The organism is Rhizobium glycinendophyticum (assembly GCF_006443685.1).
Taxonomy (GTDB): Bacteria; Pseudomonadota; Alphaproteobacteria; order Rhizobiales; family Rhizobiaceae; genus Allorhizobium; species Allorhizobium glycinendophyticum.
The window spans coordinates 890,924-905,034 of record NZ_VFYP01000001.1 but is presented as its reverse complement, the minus strand read 5'-3'; the positions used below and the strand labels follow the sequence as shown (position 1 = coordinate 905,034).

Here is a 14,111-nt window from a genome sequence, read left to right as displayed (position 1 = left end):
GCGTGTCACCCCCACCCGCCGCTTCGCGGCGACCTCCCCCCTCAAGGGGGAGGTGGGTGCCTACCACCCTCCCCCGCCGCCACCGCCGCCACCGCCACCGGAGGAACCGCCTGAGAAGCCCGAGGAGGAAGAGGAGCTGGAAGGGGGCGGCGCGGGAATAGTGGAGGCGATCGTGGAAGCCATGGAGGAGGAGAAGCCGCCGATACGGTCGCCGAAATTGCCGTAGTTGCTGCCGTGGTACCAGCCGGGGCTGTAGTTGGCGGCTGCGGCACCGGCGGCGGCTGTGGCGAGCCAGGTTTCGAAGGCTCGCGACCAGGGCTTTTCGACGCCGAGCGCCACGGCATAGGGCAGAAGCTTTTCGAAATGGCTGGGAGACATGGTCGGAGCGCCGGCCATGTTCAAGCGGTCCTTTTCGGCGAGCGTCAGATAGATGCGCAGGCCCTCAATACCGTCCATCAGCTTGCGGCCGAGCGGGGTCGGGGCGCCCATGAGGAAGAAGAACAGGAGATTGATCGTCAAGATGCCGCCAAAGGCGATCAGGACCGGGAACTGATGGGTGGCTTCGAGATCCATCCACATCGAGATCAGCATCAAGCCTAGCGTCGAGAGGGCTATGAAGCCGATGAAAGCGAGTGCGACGATGGCAAAGATCTTGCTGAAGAGCGAGCGGCCGCCGCGAAACAGGTTGACCAGACCCACGGTGAAGGTGCCGAAGAACACCGAGAAGAAGGTCGGCACGAAGATCAGGGCGTAGACGTCCTCGTCGAGATCACCGAAGATGAAAAGGGCGGCGACAACGGCGATCGACAGGCCGATGCCGAAGGAGGTATAGCCGGCATTGGCCTTGTAATACTTGTTGCGATGCTCCTTCTCGATCGCTTGGCGGAAACGATCGCCGACGCTTTCGACTCTCTTGCCGTTGGCCTTGTCGATGACGAGTTCGTTGCCGGCAGAGGGGATTTCCGCCATCAGCGCAGCCTCGCCAGATTGCAGCTTGCCCTCCACCGGTTTTTTCGTCCGCCGGATGGTGATGCTGCTGTCGAGATCGTCCAGCTCGACATAACCCCTGACCGCCAGATCAAGCGCCGAGGCCGAGAGCGCGGTCCAGCCGGCACCGGAAAAGCCCTTGTTGTTGATGTAGTTGACGAGTGCCGGCGAGATGCCTTCCGGTGCGTCCCAGCGCGGCACGACGACGCCCTTCACCGGATCGCGACCGACAGCGACCCAGGAGCGGAGGTAATAGAGGAAGATCACCGCAAGGCCACCAAAACCGATGATCGTGTTGAGATTGTCCCGGATGAACCACCAGGCGCTGTCCTCCGTCGAAGGGGCCGAGACCAAGCCCTTGTCGAAGGCGAGCACGATGGTCAGGCCCTCGCTTAGGCCGAGGGGCCGGGTCGTTTCAAACTCGAGGCCATCGGAGCCTGGGACCTCGCGCGCGTTCTTCTCCGTCGAACCTGATGCACCAGTGTACACCGTCGTCCTTGTCGGAACCGCATCATTTGGCAGAGTAACGCTGGCGCTCGCCTGCTCGATGGGGAAGAGCCATCCATTGCCAGTTACGTTCCAATTGAGCTCGTCGTGATCGTCGAAATAGCGGATCTGCCGGCCGGTGCGGTAGGTGATGGTATAGGTGTATTCACCGGGACGCAGGAAGACGTCGGCCGAGCCGGTATAGATCCTGATGCCACCGGTGACGTTTTCCGTATGGTAATTCTCAGCGCGCCCGTCCCGCTCCACCGAGATCAATTCGAAATCGACCTTCTGGCGAAAGCCACGCGCATCCTGAGCGTAAAGCGGAAAATCGCGAAAAATGCCGCGTTTGATGTCATTGCCTTCGGCATTGACGGTGATCGTTTCCGTCACCTCCATTGAGGCATCGGGAAAGACGGTGATATCGGCGTGGTAGTCGCGAACGACTTCCTCGGCCTGCGCACCGCACGCCATCCAGACAACAAGAAGGAAAGCGGAGCACAGACGAAGGAGTGTCGTCATTTCTTGTCGTTCCTGACGAGGTCGACGCCGAGCGAGGCGAGCGCATCCCAGTAGCCGGGATAGGTTTTGGCCACACAGCCGGGGTCGAGGATGGTGATGTCGCGGATCTTCAGGCCCGCCAGCGCAAAGCTCATGGCGATGCGGTGATCGGCAAAGGTGTCGATCTCGGCCGGCAGCGACTGACCGGCAAGCGATGGATCGGAGAAGACCAGCAGGTCGTCGCCCTCTTCCTTCGCCAGGCCTTCGCGGATGTTGTTGAGGCCGGTTGAGACGGCCCGGATGCGGTCGCATTCCTTGACGCGCAGGTTCTCGATGCCGACGAAACGGACCGGCGTTTCGTTGAAGGCGGCGAGCACGGCAATGGTCGGAATCGCATCCTGCATCTGGCTGCCGTCGATCACGGCGGGCATGTTCGGGAACTGGGCGATCACATCATAGGCCTTGGCATCGGGCTGGGTGAAGGCATCCGACGGCGTGCCGATATCGATCTGGCCCTTGGTCAGCACTTCGGCACCCCAGAGATAGGTGGCGGCGGAGGCATCCGGCTCGATGTGGAAATCGGTCGCGGTATAACCGGTCGGCTGGATGACCCAGGAGGCCGGCGTCGGCTGCTCGACCTTTGCGCCGAAGGCGCGCATGGCCGACATCGTCAGGTCGATGTAACCGCGCGCGCCGATATCGGCACCGGCAAGCTCAATGGTGAAGGGTTCGGAACCGCAGGCTGCCGCCATCTGGAGAGCCGAGACATACTGGCTGGAGAGGCCGGCATCGATCACCACGTGGTTCTTTTTGAAGGCACCATTGGCATCAATGGCGACCGGTGGGCAACCCGATGGAGCGGCGATCGCCACACCGAGCGACTGCAGGGCCTCGACCAGCGGCTTGATCGGACGCTTGCGCATATGCTCGTCGCCATCGACAACGTAGCGACCGTGTCCTAGTGCCAGCGCCGCAGTGAGGAAGCGGGTAGCGGTTCCGGCATTGCCAAGGAAAAGTGGGGCTGCTGGGGCTTTGAGTTCACCGGAGCTGGTAACGACGAAGGTCGTGGCATCCGGCTCCTCGACGGTGACGCCCATCTGGCGCAGCGCTTCGGCCATGTAGCGCGTGTCGTCACTCTTCAGCGCCCCGGTCAACCGGCTCGTGCCCTTGGCAAGGCCGGCGAGCAGCAGCGCGCGATTGGTGATGGACTTCGAACCCGGAGGGCTCACCTTGCCGGTCAGGGCGTGGGTGGGCGGAAGGATGGTCACACTGTCAGTCGTCATGATTCCGGTCTTTCAAACGGCGCCCTGAAATGGACGTCAGAACTTGACCGTCGGTACCGCACGGTCGGCCTCGTTGGCAATCTCGAAATAGGGTTTCTTCGAGAAGCCGAACTGGCCGGCGACGAGATTGGAGGGGAAGCTCTCGACCTTGACGTTCAGGTCACGGGCAGCGCCATTGTAATAGCGACGCGACATCTGGATCTCGCCTTCGATGGTTTCAAGCGATTTTTGCAGTTCAACGAAATTCTCGTTGGCTTTCAGATCCGGATAGGCTTCGGCGAGTGCAACGATCTTGCCGAGGGCAGCGCCAAGCAGGCCTTCGGCCTGGGCGCGACCCGCGACATCGCCTGCCGGCACGGCCTGGGCCTTGTTGCGCAGTTCGACCACGCTTTCCAGCGTGCCCTTTTCGTGGCCGGCATAGCCCTTCACCGTCTCGATGAGATTGGGGATGAGATCGGCGCGACGCTTCAGCTGGACATCGATGCCTGACCAGGCTTCCTCGGCCATCTGCCGCGCCTTGACGAGGCCGTTATAGACGAAGACGAGGTAGGCTGCGATGGCGGCGATGATGGCAAGTGTCGTGAACATGATGCGGTGGCTCCCCAGCTGAAGTGGCGGCACGTTAGCCTTTTGTTTTTGCAAAGTCATGATGGAAGACGCCGGTGGCCGAACTTGGCTGCTGTTTCCACCGAAAGCCGCAGATCGCTTAAATTTGCAGCGAAGTTCTTCCGCCTCATTTAATTCGCATACGCTAATGTAGGCATCCGAGCAGCTTCAAGCGGGACCTGCATATGCAGCCGATGACGTGGAACGACCTGCCTGTCTGGGCCTTGCTGGCCGATCGCGACATCCTTCGCGCAGCAACGCCCGAACGCCGACTGGCGGACGTGCTCAACGACGTGAGCAGCTTGATCACCGCGACCGCTCCTTTGGACCTTGCGCCGGCCTCGGCCATCTATCTGGTCGACAGTCAGCATGACCGGCATCGCCTGTTTCACCAATGCGCCGCCGACGAGTTTGCTCTGCCGCTCGACATCTGTCCGGAAGACGGCATGCCGCCTTCCGTAACCGGGCGATCGAAATCCGCCATTTACGGCCTGGCAATCCACCATCCTTCGGGCCAGCGCATGGGATCCGTGTTCTTCTTCGGCCGCACGGCCAAGCGGATGAGCCAGGAAAAACTCGCCATCCTACGCCTGCTGACGGAAGAGATCGCGACGATCATCACGCACAGGAATGGCGGCACCGGGACGCTCATCGACATGGTCGAACTCTCGACCGACGAAATCTATGTCTTCGATCCGCAAAGCCTGCAGATCACCCGTGCCAATGCCACGGCCAGCGTCCGCACCGGCTATTCCGCCCAGGCGCTCTCCACGATGACTCCGGCGGAGTTGAAAGCCGGGATTTCCGAGGCGGATTACCGGGCGCGGCTCGTACCCTTGCTGCTGGGGCGCACCCAGAAGATCTGCTTCGACACCATCCAAAGGCGGCGGAACGGCACCGTTTATCCCGTAAAGGTGCAGGTCTGGCGGATCAAGGGCGAGGAAGCGGATATCTTCGCCGAAGTGGCGATCGCCACCGCCGATCAGCGCAAGGCCTTCGGCCTTCTGGAACAGGTGTTCGACGCGATCCCCGGCGGCATCGGGGTTTTCGACAACCGCTCGCGGCTGTTGATGGCGAACCGCAGGCTCTACGACCTGATGAACATCCCGCCGGAGCTCTTTCCGCCGGGATCATCCTTCGAGGACATCCTGCGCTACAATGCCTGCCGCGGCGAATGGGGTGACGGCGACCACGAGGCGATGGTGCGCGAGCGTGTCGAACAGGCGGAACTCGGCCTGCCCTATAGCTTCGAGCGTGAACGGACGAGCGGCAAGGTGCTCGCGGTCCGCTCAGAGCCGCTGTCGAATGGCGGTTACGTGTTGAGCTATACCGACATCACGGTGCGCAAGCGGGCGGAAAAGGACCTGATCCGCAATCGCGACGAGCTGGAAAAAACGGTGCGGCAGCGCACGGCGGAGATTGCCGCCCAGGCAGCGGCGCTCGAAGAGGCGCTGCAGCAGGAAAAGAACATCAACGCCATGCAGCGACAGTTCGTGGCGATGACGAGCCATGAATTCCGCACGCCTCTCGCCATCATCGACGGTGCAGCACAGCGCCTCCTGCGCAAGAAGGGCGGCATCGACACGGCATTCCTCGGCGAGAAGACGCAGCAGATCCGGTCCGCTGTGGCGCGCATGGTCGAACTGATGGAGAGCTTCCTGTCTGCCGGACGGATCGAGACCGGAAAGGCCGAGCTGTCCCTGGTCGATTGCGCGCTGCACAAGCTGATTGAACAGGCGATCAAGCGGCAGAAGCTTTCCTCGCATCACCACCGTTTCGAGACCGATATCGACGCCCTGCCGCCGATGATTCGCTGCGACGCGCTTGGCATCTCGCAGGTGATCACCAACCTTCTGTCGAATGCGATCAAATATGCGCCCCGCGCGCCCGACATCCTGATCCGCGGCTGGGAAGAGGAGGGCTTCGTCTTCCTGTCGGTCAAGGACGAAGGCGTCGGCATCGATGCCGAGGATATCGACAAGCTTTTCCAGCCCTATTTCCGCGCCCGCACCTCGACCGGCATTGCCGGCACCGGTATCGGCCTGTCACTCGTCAAGCAGATCGTGACGCTGCACGACGGTGACATCTTCGTCGAAAGCCAGCGCGGCAAGGGCACCACTTTCACCCTCGTCCTGCCGGTCAAGGGGCCGGCGCGGACAACCGAAACCGAGGCGGCAGCGGAGGTTCATGCCGCGTGATCCCTGACGGGGAGAGAAGGAGGACACAATGATCACGGTACTGTGCGTGGAGGACGAAAGAGACGTCCGGGAACTGATCGTCGAGGAACTGGAGGACGCGGGCATTCGCGTGCTGCAGGCGGAGAACGGCAAGGAGGGCCTGGACAGGATCCTCAAGGACCGGCCCGATATCGTCATTTCCGACATCACCATGCCAGAGATGGACGGCATCTCGATGCTCGGCGAATTGCAGATCAACCATCCGCAATTCTCCAACATGCCCTTCGTCTTCCTGACGGCGCTGGCCGACAGGGAGAAGATGATCGAGGGGCTGGGTGCCGGTGCTGAAAGCTACCTGACCAAGCCGATCGACTTCGACGTGCTGATGGCGAAGATCCACGGTCTGGTGGTCCGGATCGAGAACCGGGTGGCGGCGGGGCTGGAGTTTTAAAGCCTACGCTGCCCGACCGAAGTTCGCACCACCGGCATCGGTCAGCAGGAACGCCTCGCCGCAGCTTTTCGCCAGCGCGCGGACGCGGCCGATATAGGCCTGGCGCTCGGTCACCGAGATGACGCCACGGGCGTCGAGCAGGTTGAAGATGTGGGAGGCCTTGATGCACTGGTCGTAGGCCGGGAAGACGCATTTGTGCAGGCGCTGGTTTTCGCTGTCCGAGGGGGCTCCTGCGGCGAGGAGCGCCTGGCACTCCTTCTCGGCATCGATGAAATGGCGATGCAGCATCTCGGTGTTGGCGAATTCGAAGTTGTGGCGGGAATATTCCTGCTCGGCCTGCAGGAAGACGTCGCCATAGGAGATCTTCTCTTCGCCTTCTCGACCGTTGAAGTTCAAATCGTAGACGTTGTCGACGCCCTGGACATACATGGCGAGGCGCTCGAGGCCGTAGGTCAGTTCGCCCGCCACTGGCGAGCAGTCGATGCCGCAGACGGCCTGGAAGTAAGTGAACTGCGAGACTTCCATACCGTCGCACCAGCATTCCCAGCCAAGACCCCAGGCGCCGAGCGTCGGGCTTTCCCAGTCGTCTTCCACAAAACGGATATCATGCAGAAGCGGGTCGAGGCCAATCGCCTTCAGCGAGCCAAGATAGAGCTCCTGCAGGTTGGACGGGTTCGGCTTCAGGATGACCTGGTACTGATAATAGTGCTGCAGGCGGTTCGGGTTTTCGCCATAGCGGCCATCCGAGGGACGGCGGGACGGCTGCACATAAGCGGCACGCCAGGGCTTGGGGCCGAGCGCGCGGAGCGTGGTTGCCGGATGGAAGGTGCCGGCGCCGACTTCCATGTCGTAGGGTTGCAAAACCGCGCAACCCTTGTCGGCCCAATAGGCATGCAACGTCAGGATCAGCGCCTGGAAGGAGCGCTTGGGGTCCATGTGCGGGGCAAGGAGCGTAGTCATCGGGCTATCCATCGGCAGGGACTGACAATCTTTGGCCGTCTGGTGCCACGAGCGGGACGAAGGGTCAAGCGCCCGTGATCCGGTCTCCCGTCTCGGCTCTTGCAAGGCCAAGAGCGCAAGACATCGAAAGCCGCCCGGTCAGTGGTCGAGATCTGCCGCCTGGTGCAGTTTGCCGACCAGGGAGAAGGCGACCCCTTCGACGGCGAAGTCGATCTTCGCCTGCCCCTTGAAGAGATCCGAAACAATCCGCTCGGTGAGCCGGGAGCCGAAACCCCGCCGCGTCGGCTCGGTCACTGCCGGCCCCTGGCTTTCGCGCCAATCGAAGGTGAAGTCGTCACCGGGGCGGTGCGACCAACTGATTTCGACGCGACCATCCGGCACCGAAAGGGAACCATATTTCGTCGCGTTGGTCGCCAGTTCGTGCATTGCGAGCGACAGGCCGAGAGCCTGCTGGGCCGACAGGTAGACACGCGGACCCTCGACGTGAATGCGTCCCGTGCCGTCCCGGTGGGGCGCAAGCGCCGCATTGGCAATGGCAGTGATTTCTGCGGCGGTGACGCTCATGCCGGTCAACAGATCCTGGGCCTTGGCCAGCGTCTGGATGCGGGCACTGATCGTGGCGCTTGCTTCCGTCAGGGACGAGGCGCCTCTCAGGCTCTGGCTGATGATCGCCTGGACCATGGCCAGCGTGTTCTTCATCCGATGCGCGAGTTCGCGGTTGAGAAGCTTCAGCTCTTCCTCGTAACGACCGCGCTCAGCCAGATGATTTTTCGCTTCGCGATAAGCCTCTTCCAGCGCCTCGCGATCCTTCACCGCCTGGGTGGTTTCGGTGACATTGTTGAGGATGCCGGCAATGCGGCCGTCGTCGTCATAGAGAGGGCTGTAGGAAAACGTCCAATGGGTCGGCTCTTCGTAACCGTTGCGGGTCACGATCAGGGGCAGGTTTTCCTGCCAGGTGCCCTTGCCGGACAAGGCGCTTTCCACGAAGGGCAAGACATCCTTCCATACATCCGACCACAATTCCCTGAATGGTGCGCCGATAGCCCGCTCGACCCGCTGACCGAGCATCGGGAGATAGGCATCATTGTGGAACTGCAGCAGGTCGTCTCCCCACCAGAAGCACATCGCCTGACGGGTGGACAAGACTGTCCGCAACGTCGCTTTGAGGGATAAGGACCAGCCATCGACCGGTCCGAGCGATGTTGCGGCCCAATCGACAGCGTTCAGATATCGCGCAACATCGCAGGTAACGCCCAGGAATTCTTCGCTGCTCTTCATCAAACTCCCGCGTCACGCTTTATGGCGATGAAAACAATGCGGCCAATCGAGAATTGTTCCCTCGCGCGATGAGAAAAATCGAGGTATCTGGATGGTCCGCACGGCCGATCAGTCGTCGTCCTCGCGGCGCAGGCGGTATTCGCCGGTTTCAGGATCCTTGACCAGCGTGCCGATGGCATCCGTTTCCCGCTCCTTTTCCCGTGCGCGGGAACGTGCCGCCAGCTTCTCGGCATCGCTGACAAACTTCCGGTAAAGCAGCCAACTGCCGCCCACCAGGATCACAAGAAAAATCAGCTGCGCCATGTCCCCTCGCCCGTCAGCCCCTGTCCGCCGCCACGATCAAAGACCGTAACGCCCCCATAGTGCCTTCTCCTCAAGGGTTTCGGCAAGACCGGCGGCGGCCTGAGCGGCAATTTGATCGGCGGATCCGAAGGTGCCGATCCCCGGCACGCGGCGGCCGAACAGGCCCTTCTGAGCGCCGACCAGTTCGAGCCGGGCATCCTTGCCGTAACGCGTCTTAATCTCTTCGCGCAGGCCTCCCAGGCGGTCCACGAGACCAAGCTCTAGACCACGACGGCCGGTCCAGAAGAGGCCCGAGAAGAGTGAGGGATCATCGGCAAGCAGCGAGCCCCGGCGCGCCTTGACCATGTCGATGAATATCTCGTGGATCTCCAACTGCAGGGTCTTCAGATACTCGATGTCGCTTTCCTTTTCAGGCTGGAAGGGATCGAGGATCACCTTGTTTTCGCCGGCGGTATAGACGCGGCGTTCGACGCCGATCTTCTTCAGGAGTTCGGGAAAGCCAAAACCGCCGGAGACGACGCCAATCGAGCCGACGATGGAGGTGGCATCCGCGATGATCTCGTCGCCGGCGATTGCGATCATGTATCCGCCGGACGCTGCGACATCCTCGACAAAGACCAAGACGCGTTTGTTCTTTTCTTCAGCGAGCGCGCGGATGCGATCGTAGATCATGCGCGACTGAACGGGCGAGCCACCTGGAGAGTTGATCGAAAGCGCCACGGCCGGGCTGTCCTTCATCGCGAAGGCTTTTTCCAGCTGGCTGGCAACGGAGGACAGGTTGAGCGCCGGGCGGAAGCGCGAGCCACCGCTCATGATCGGCCCGTGCAGCCTGACGACCGGAATGACGATGCCCTTCTTGCGGAAGCGCTTGGGAACCAGCCGTTTCAGAAAGTCTGCCATGTTCGCGTCTCAACTCCTCACGATCTTACTCTGACGGGAGATGTAAGGAGCCGCAGGCCGAACACAATGGTTGCGCTAAAAATCAGCGTTTTCAACGCAAGCGGCGATAGCCGATGCGTCCGTTGTTGAGGTCGTCGACGAAGGACGCAAACGCATGCGCGTCCGGCCGGTCGTGCATCAGAAGCGGCGCCCTCAACTGCAGACGGGCGCGCGAGCCCTTGATGGCGGTCACGAGAATGCGAGTTGCGTTTTCACCGGCCCGTGGATGGATTGGGGTGATCTCAATCCCGCCAAACCGCCGGCCACAGGCGGCGATGATGTCGGCGATCGATTGCGGGCGTGCGATCAGGGACAGCTGACCGCCGGGGATCGTGATGGCACCCGCCGTGCGTATCCAGCTTTCGAAGAGGTCGTCCGTCATGGCGTGGGCCTCCGCTTTCAGGACATCCGGGGTCTTTCGGTCGCAGGGGTCGTTGAAGGGCGGGTTCATGATGACGTGGTGGAAGCTGTCGTCGGCAAGGCCTGCGGCGACACGGGCGCGGCCAGTCAGCGTGACATCGGCTTCGACAACCTCGGCCCTGGATGCAATCCCCGCGTTCTGCGGCAAGGCCAGGCTCTTGCGCGCGAAGACGGCCATGTCGGGTGAGCGCTCCACCAGGACGATGGACGCCTCCGGCAGCCGGGCGGCGACCGCGAGACCAGCGGCGCCTGCACCGGCGCCAAGGTCGGCGATGCGGACGGGTCTCTCATCGAGCACCAGCGAAGCCAGCAACATCGCATCCATGCCGGCCCGATGGCCGCGTCCCACAGGCTGCACAAGATGGAAGGCGCCACGGTGAAAGGCGTCGATCGTTTCGTCAGGCATCGGAGAATGCACAGGCTCCATGGCGGGCCTCAGGCGTCGCGGTCACGCAGTTCGGCCCCGAGACCGGCATCGGTGAGGATGCGTCGGGCCTGATCGACGCAGTCGCCATCAACGAGCAGACGCCGCTGCAGCATGCCGAGCGAGCCTTCGAGGATGCTCATCGACTGGTCGGCGATCATCACGGCAATGCCGGCGTCGCGCATCAGGCTTTCGGCAAAGGAGAGGAGAACGACGTCGTTGCTGCGGATGATTTCATGCATTTTATCGCGAAAACTCCCCGGTTCGGCCCGGCGGGACAATTCGCCCCTTGCCGTTCAGGCCTCGGCTTTTTATGGTCGGGCACCAAAATGAACAGGAGTCCGGTGCGTTGGGCGTAGTCATACCGCTTGAGGAAAACAAAAACAAACAGGCATCCGTCAAGCCTCTGGTGGACCTGACCAAAAGCGGGATGGAGCGCGTAAACCAGCTGATCCTGTCGAAGGCCGGCTCGGATGTGCAGATGATTCCGGAGGTCGCGAACCACCTGATTTCATCCGGCGGCAAGCGTTTACGCCCCATGCTGACGCTCGCGACGGCTGCCATGTTCGGCTACGAGGGTGATCATCACATCAAGCTCGCGACCTCGGTCGAGTTCATGCACACGGCGACGCTTCTGCATGACGACGTGGTGGACGAAAGCGATCTGCGCCGGGGCAAATCGACTGCGCGGACCATCTGGGGCAATCAGGCGAGCGTTCTCGTCGGTGACTTCCTGCTCGGCCAGGCCTTTCGCATGATGGTGGAGGTCGGGTCGCTGGAAGCGCTCGACGTCTTATCGACTGCGGCTTGCGTCATCGCCGAGGGTGAAGTGCTGCAGCTTTCCGTCGCCAAGAACATGGAGACGACGGAGGACGATTACCTGGCCGTCATCCGCGCCAAAACCGCCGCGCTCTTTGCGGCGGCTTCCGAGGTCGGCCCGATCGTGGCCGGCACCGACCGGGCGACACGCAGTGCGCTCAAGTCCTATGGCATGAATCTCGGCCTTGCCTTCCAGCTGGTCGACGATGTGCTAGATTACGGCGGCAAGGCTTCTGAGACCGGCAAGAATGTCGGCGACGATTTCCGCGAGGGCAAGATCACGCTGCCGGTCATCCTTTCCTATCGCCGGGGAACGGCTGCGGAGCGCGAGTTCTGGAAAGGCTCGATCGAAGGCGGAGAGAACGACGATGCCAGGCTCGAAAAAGCGCTCGGCCTGATCGGCAAATACGGCGCTCTCACCGACACGATCCAGCGGGCGCAGCATTACGGCACCATCGCGCGGGATGCGCTGGCGCCGCTGCCGAACTCGCCGTGGAAGGACGCGCTGAACAACGTGATCGATTTCTGCATCTCTCGCGTCAATTGACGCAGAGCTGTGGATCGCCTTGCGAGGCTGCTTCAAAAAAGCCATTCTGTGCGTGAATCATCGCGTGTCGTCCGTGTGGGCGAGAATGCTTGTCATCGGTTCCTGAAAGGCTCGTTCATGCGGCAAAGTCCCGCCCTTCGCATCCTCGCCGGCACTGCGCTGGCGCTGCTCCTCGGCGTCTCCTTCGCGCAATCGGCCTCGTCTTCCAAGCCAGCCGCGCCGGATGCGACCGAGAACTTCGACTACGGTACCGTGGACTCCTTTGCCGGCGCATTCCTTGCCGCACGCACTGCCGAGGCCGATCGCGACTACAAGAACGCCATCCAGTTCTACAAGAAAGCTCTCGATTTCTCGCCGAACGAGCTGGAACTGCAGCAGCGACTGATGATCGCGCTGTTCATGGACGGCGATTTCGATGAGGGCGCCAAGCTCGCCAAGCTCCTGGAGAAGGATCCGGCAGTCGAACGGGTGACGTCGGTTGCCTTGAGCTTTCAGGCGATCCGCGACGGACATTACGAAAAAGCACTTAAGACACTGAAATACGAGGGACCGAACGACCTCGACCGGCTGATGAACGAGTTGCTGATCGCCTGGACCAAGGTGGGTCAGGGCAAGGGCAAGGAAGCCCTCAAGCAGTTGCAGGATCTGAAAGGTCCGAGCTGGTATGGCATCTTCAAGAGCTACAATCTCGGCGCTATTGCCAATGTCACCGGAGATGTGGATACGGCGCGTAAGGCGCTGACCGAAACGGTGACGGACCGCAATGGCGGGGCGACCGCGCCTGACACGTTTGCCCGTGCGGTCATGGCCCTTGCGACGCTCGAGGCCAATGCCGGCAACAAGCAGAAGGCGCTCGACGCCCTGTCGGCCGGCGATGAGCTGATCACCAATTTTGCACCCTTCAAGGCGCTGCGCGACGAGATCGAGGCCGGCCGCAAACCGAAGCAGACGGTCGAGACAGCGGCGCAGGGTGCGGCAGGCGTTCTCTTCTCCATCGGCGGCGCGCTGAACCGCGACGGTGCGGAAGACACCGTGATGCTCTATCTGCAGTTCTCCCGCGCTCTCGACGCGACGGCTGCGGACACGCTGATCCTGCTCGGCGGTATCGCCGAAAAGGCAGACCAGGCCGACAAGGCTATCGAATTCTACCGCCAGGTTCCGGAAAGCTCGCCGATGCGGCGGGTCTCCGAGCTGCAACTCGGCCTGACGCTGGCCGAGACCGGCAAAGTGGAAGAGGCGCGAAAGCATCTGCAGAAGCTGATCGCCTCGGATCCAAAAGATATCCGCAGCTATCTCGCCTATGGCAGCGTGCTCTCCGACGCCAAGGATTACGCGGCAATGGCGGAGAACTACGACAAGGCCGTGGAGATGATCGGGCCAGCGGCGAACCGCAATCACTGGTCGGTCTTCTTCCAGCGCGGCATCGCTTATGAGCGGCTGAAGAAGTGGGACAAGGCTGAGCCGGACTTCAACAAGGCATTGGAACTTAACCCGGATCAGCCGCAGGTGTTGAATTATCTCGGCTATTCCTGGGTCGACATGAACCGGAACCTGGACAAGGGTCTGGACATGATCAAGAAGGCCGTGGAGCTGCGCCCCGATGATGGCTATATCGTCGATTCTCTCGGCTGGGCCTATTACCGCCTGGGTCGCTTCGACGAGGCTGTGACCGAGCTGGAACGGGCGATCGAGCTGAAGGCCGGTGACGCGACGATCAACGACCATCTTGGAGACGCCTACTGGCGCGTGGGCCGCAAGCTGGAAGCTACCTTCCAGTGGAAACGGGCGCTGGCATCCGAGCCGGAAGAAGCCGAAATCCCGAAGATCCAGGCCAAGATCGAAAAGGGCCTGCCACCGATCGAATCGGATGCTGCGAAGGTGAATGCCGAACCGGCCGCCGAGCCGAAGAAAGACGACAAGAAGACCTGAT

The 14,111-nt window shown here is 61.8% G+C and carries 13 protein-coding genes; 4 read left to right on the top strand and 9 right to left on the bottom strand.

Features of this window, described 5'->3' with window-relative positions:
- Positions 1 to 60 precede the first annotated feature (60 nt).
- Genes FJQ55_RS04340 through FJQ55_RS04330 form a run of 3 tightly spaced genes read right to left on the bottom strand, consistent with a single transcriptional unit; the run spans position 61 to position 3,845 of the window.
- Positions 61 to 1,995: a DUF2207 domain-containing protein gene (locus FJQ55_RS04340; protein WP_140826463.1), complete on the bottom strand. Its 1,935-nt coding sequence runs from the start codon at positions 1,993 to 1,995 to the stop codon at positions 61 to 63.
- A complete protein-coding gene (gene aroA / locus FJQ55_RS04335; protein ID WP_140826462.1) occupies positions 1,992 to 3,257 on the bottom strand; it encodes a 3-phosphoshikimate 1-carboxyvinyltransferase in 1,266 nt (421 codons plus the stop codon). The genes FJQ55_RS04340 and aroA overlap by 4 nt, the downstream gene beginning before the upstream one ends.
- Before the next feature lie 36 nt (positions 3,258 to 3,293).
- Positions 3,294 to 3,845 (bottom strand): LemA family protein, encoded by a 552-nt coding sequence (locus FJQ55_RS04330; RefSeq protein ID WP_140826461.1) that lies wholly within the window; start codon positions 3,843 to 3,845, stop codon positions 3,294 to 3,296.
- Between the two features lie 203 nt (positions 3,846 to 4,048).
- On the opposite strand from FJQ55_RS04330, the gene FJQ55_RS04325 reads away from it, so the two are divergent.
- Entirely contained in the window at positions 4,049 to 6,061 is a 2,013-nt protein-coding gene (locus tag FJQ55_RS04325; protein WP_140826460.1) for a sensor histidine kinase, read from the top strand.
- A gap of 28 nt (positions 6,062 to 6,089) precedes the next feature.
- Positions 6,090 to 6,491 carry a response regulator gene (locus tag FJQ55_RS04320; RefSeq protein WP_113376060.1) on the top strand — a complete coding sequence of 134 codons (402 nt, stop codon included), beginning with the start codon at positions 6,090 to 6,092 and terminating at the stop codon, positions 6,489 to 6,491.
- 3 nt (positions 6,492 to 6,494) lie between these two features.
- On the opposite strand, the gene FJQ55_RS04315 is transcribed toward FJQ55_RS04320, so the two are convergent.
- From FJQ55_RS04315 to FJQ55_RS04290, 6 genes are all read right to left on the bottom strand, one after another.
- Positions 6,495 to 7,427 (bottom strand): glycine--tRNA ligase subunit alpha, encoded by a 933-nt coding sequence (locus FJQ55_RS04315; RefSeq protein ID WP_140829073.1) that lies wholly within the window; start codon positions 7,425 to 7,427, stop codon positions 6,495 to 6,497.
- A 162-nt stretch (positions 7,428 to 7,589) separates the two neighbouring features.
- A complete protein-coding gene (locus FJQ55_RS04310; protein ID WP_167507686.1) occupies positions 7,590 to 8,729 on the bottom strand; it encodes a PAS domain-containing sensor histidine kinase in 1,140 nt (379 codons plus the stop codon).
- Positions 8,730 to 8,837: 108 nt separating this feature from the next.
- On the bottom strand, positions 8,838 to 9,032 hold the full coding sequence (locus FJQ55_RS04305; RefSeq protein WP_140826459.1) for a hypothetical protein: 195 nt from the start codon (positions 9,030 to 9,032) through the stop codon (positions 8,838 to 8,840).
- 36 nt (positions 9,033 to 9,068) lie between these two features.
- On the bottom strand, positions 9,069 to 9,932 hold the full coding sequence (locus FJQ55_RS04300; protein WP_140826458.1) for a S49 family peptidase: 864 nt from the start codon (positions 9,930 to 9,932) through the stop codon (positions 9,069 to 9,071).
- 91 nt (positions 9,933 to 10,023) lie between these two features.
- Positions 10,024 to 10,797: a tRNA1(Val) (adenine(37)-N6)-methyltransferase gene (locus tag FJQ55_RS04295; protein WP_140826457.1), complete on the bottom strand. Its 774-nt coding sequence runs from the start codon at positions 10,795 to 10,797 to the stop codon at positions 10,024 to 10,026.
- Between the two features lie 29 nt (positions 10,798 to 10,826).
- Complete coding sequence (locus FJQ55_RS04290; protein WP_140826456.1) at positions 10,827 to 11,057, bottom strand: putative signal transducing protein; 231 nt, start codon at positions 11,055 to 11,057, stop codon at positions 10,827 to 10,829.
- Positions 11,058 to 11,164: 107 nt separating this feature from the next.
- On the opposite strand from FJQ55_RS04290, the gene FJQ55_RS04285 reads away from it, so the two are divergent.
- Together FJQ55_RS04285 and FJQ55_RS04280 are read left to right on the top strand one after the other, a co-directional pair.
- Complete coding sequence (locus FJQ55_RS04285; protein ID WP_140826455.1) at positions 11,165 to 12,181, top strand: polyprenyl synthetase family protein; 1,017 nt, start codon at positions 11,165 to 11,167, stop codon at positions 12,179 to 12,181.
- 117 nt (positions 12,182 to 12,298) lie between these two features.
- Positions 12,299 to 14,110, top strand: a complete 1,812-nt coding sequence (locus FJQ55_RS04280) for a tetratricopeptide repeat protein (protein WP_140826454.1) — start codon at positions 12,299 to 12,301, stop codon at positions 14,108 to 14,110.
- Position 14,111 lies beyond the last annotated feature (1 nt).

Excerpts from the sequence above, each read along its gene's own strand:
- FJQ55_RS04340 (WP_140826463.1), bottom strand. The coding sequence starts at position 1,995 with ATGACGACACTCCTTCGTCTGTGCTCCGCTTTCCTTCTTGTTGTCTGG.
- aroA (WP_140826462.1), bottom strand. The coding sequence starts at position 3,257 with ATGACGACTGACAGTGTGACCATCCTTCCGCCCACCCACGCCCTGACC.
- FJQ55_RS04330 (WP_140826461.1), bottom strand. The coding sequence starts at position 3,845 with ATGTTCACGACACTTGCCATCATCGCCGCCATCGCAGCCTACCTCGTC.
- FJQ55_RS04325 (WP_140826460.1), top strand. The coding sequence starts at position 4,049 with ATGCAGCCGATGACGTGGAACGACCTGCCTGTCTGGGCCTTGCTGGCC.
- FJQ55_RS04320 (WP_113376060.1), top strand. The coding sequence starts at position 6,090 with ATGATCACGGTACTGTGCGTGGAGGACGAAAGAGACGTCCGGGAACTG.
- FJQ55_RS04315 (WP_140829073.1), bottom strand. The coding sequence starts at position 7,427 with ATGGACCCCAAGCGCTCCTTCCAGGCGCTGATCCTGACGTTGCATGCC.
- FJQ55_RS04310 (WP_167507686.1), bottom strand. The coding sequence starts at position 8,729 with ATGAAGAGCAGCGAAGAATTCCTGGGCGTTACCTGCGATGTTGCGCGA.
- FJQ55_RS04305 (WP_140826459.1), bottom strand. The coding sequence starts at position 9,032 with ATGGCGCAGCTGATTTTTCTTGTGATCCTGGTGGGCGGCAGTTGGCTG.
- FJQ55_RS04300 (WP_140826458.1), bottom strand. The coding sequence starts at position 9,932 with ATGGCAGACTTTCTGAAACGGCTGGTTCCCAAGCGCTTCCGCAAGAAG.
- FJQ55_RS04295 (WP_140826457.1), bottom strand. The coding sequence starts at position 10,797 with ATGCCTGACGAAACGATCGACGCCTTTCACCGTGGCGCCTTCCATCTT.
- FJQ55_RS04290 (WP_140826456.1), bottom strand. The coding sequence starts at position 11,057 with ATGCATGAAATCATCCGCAGCAACGACGTCGTTCTCCTCTCCTTTGCC.
- FJQ55_RS04280 (WP_140826454.1), top strand. The coding sequence starts at position 12,299 with ATGCGGCAAAGTCCCGCCCTTCGCATCCTCGCCGGCACTGCGCTGGCG.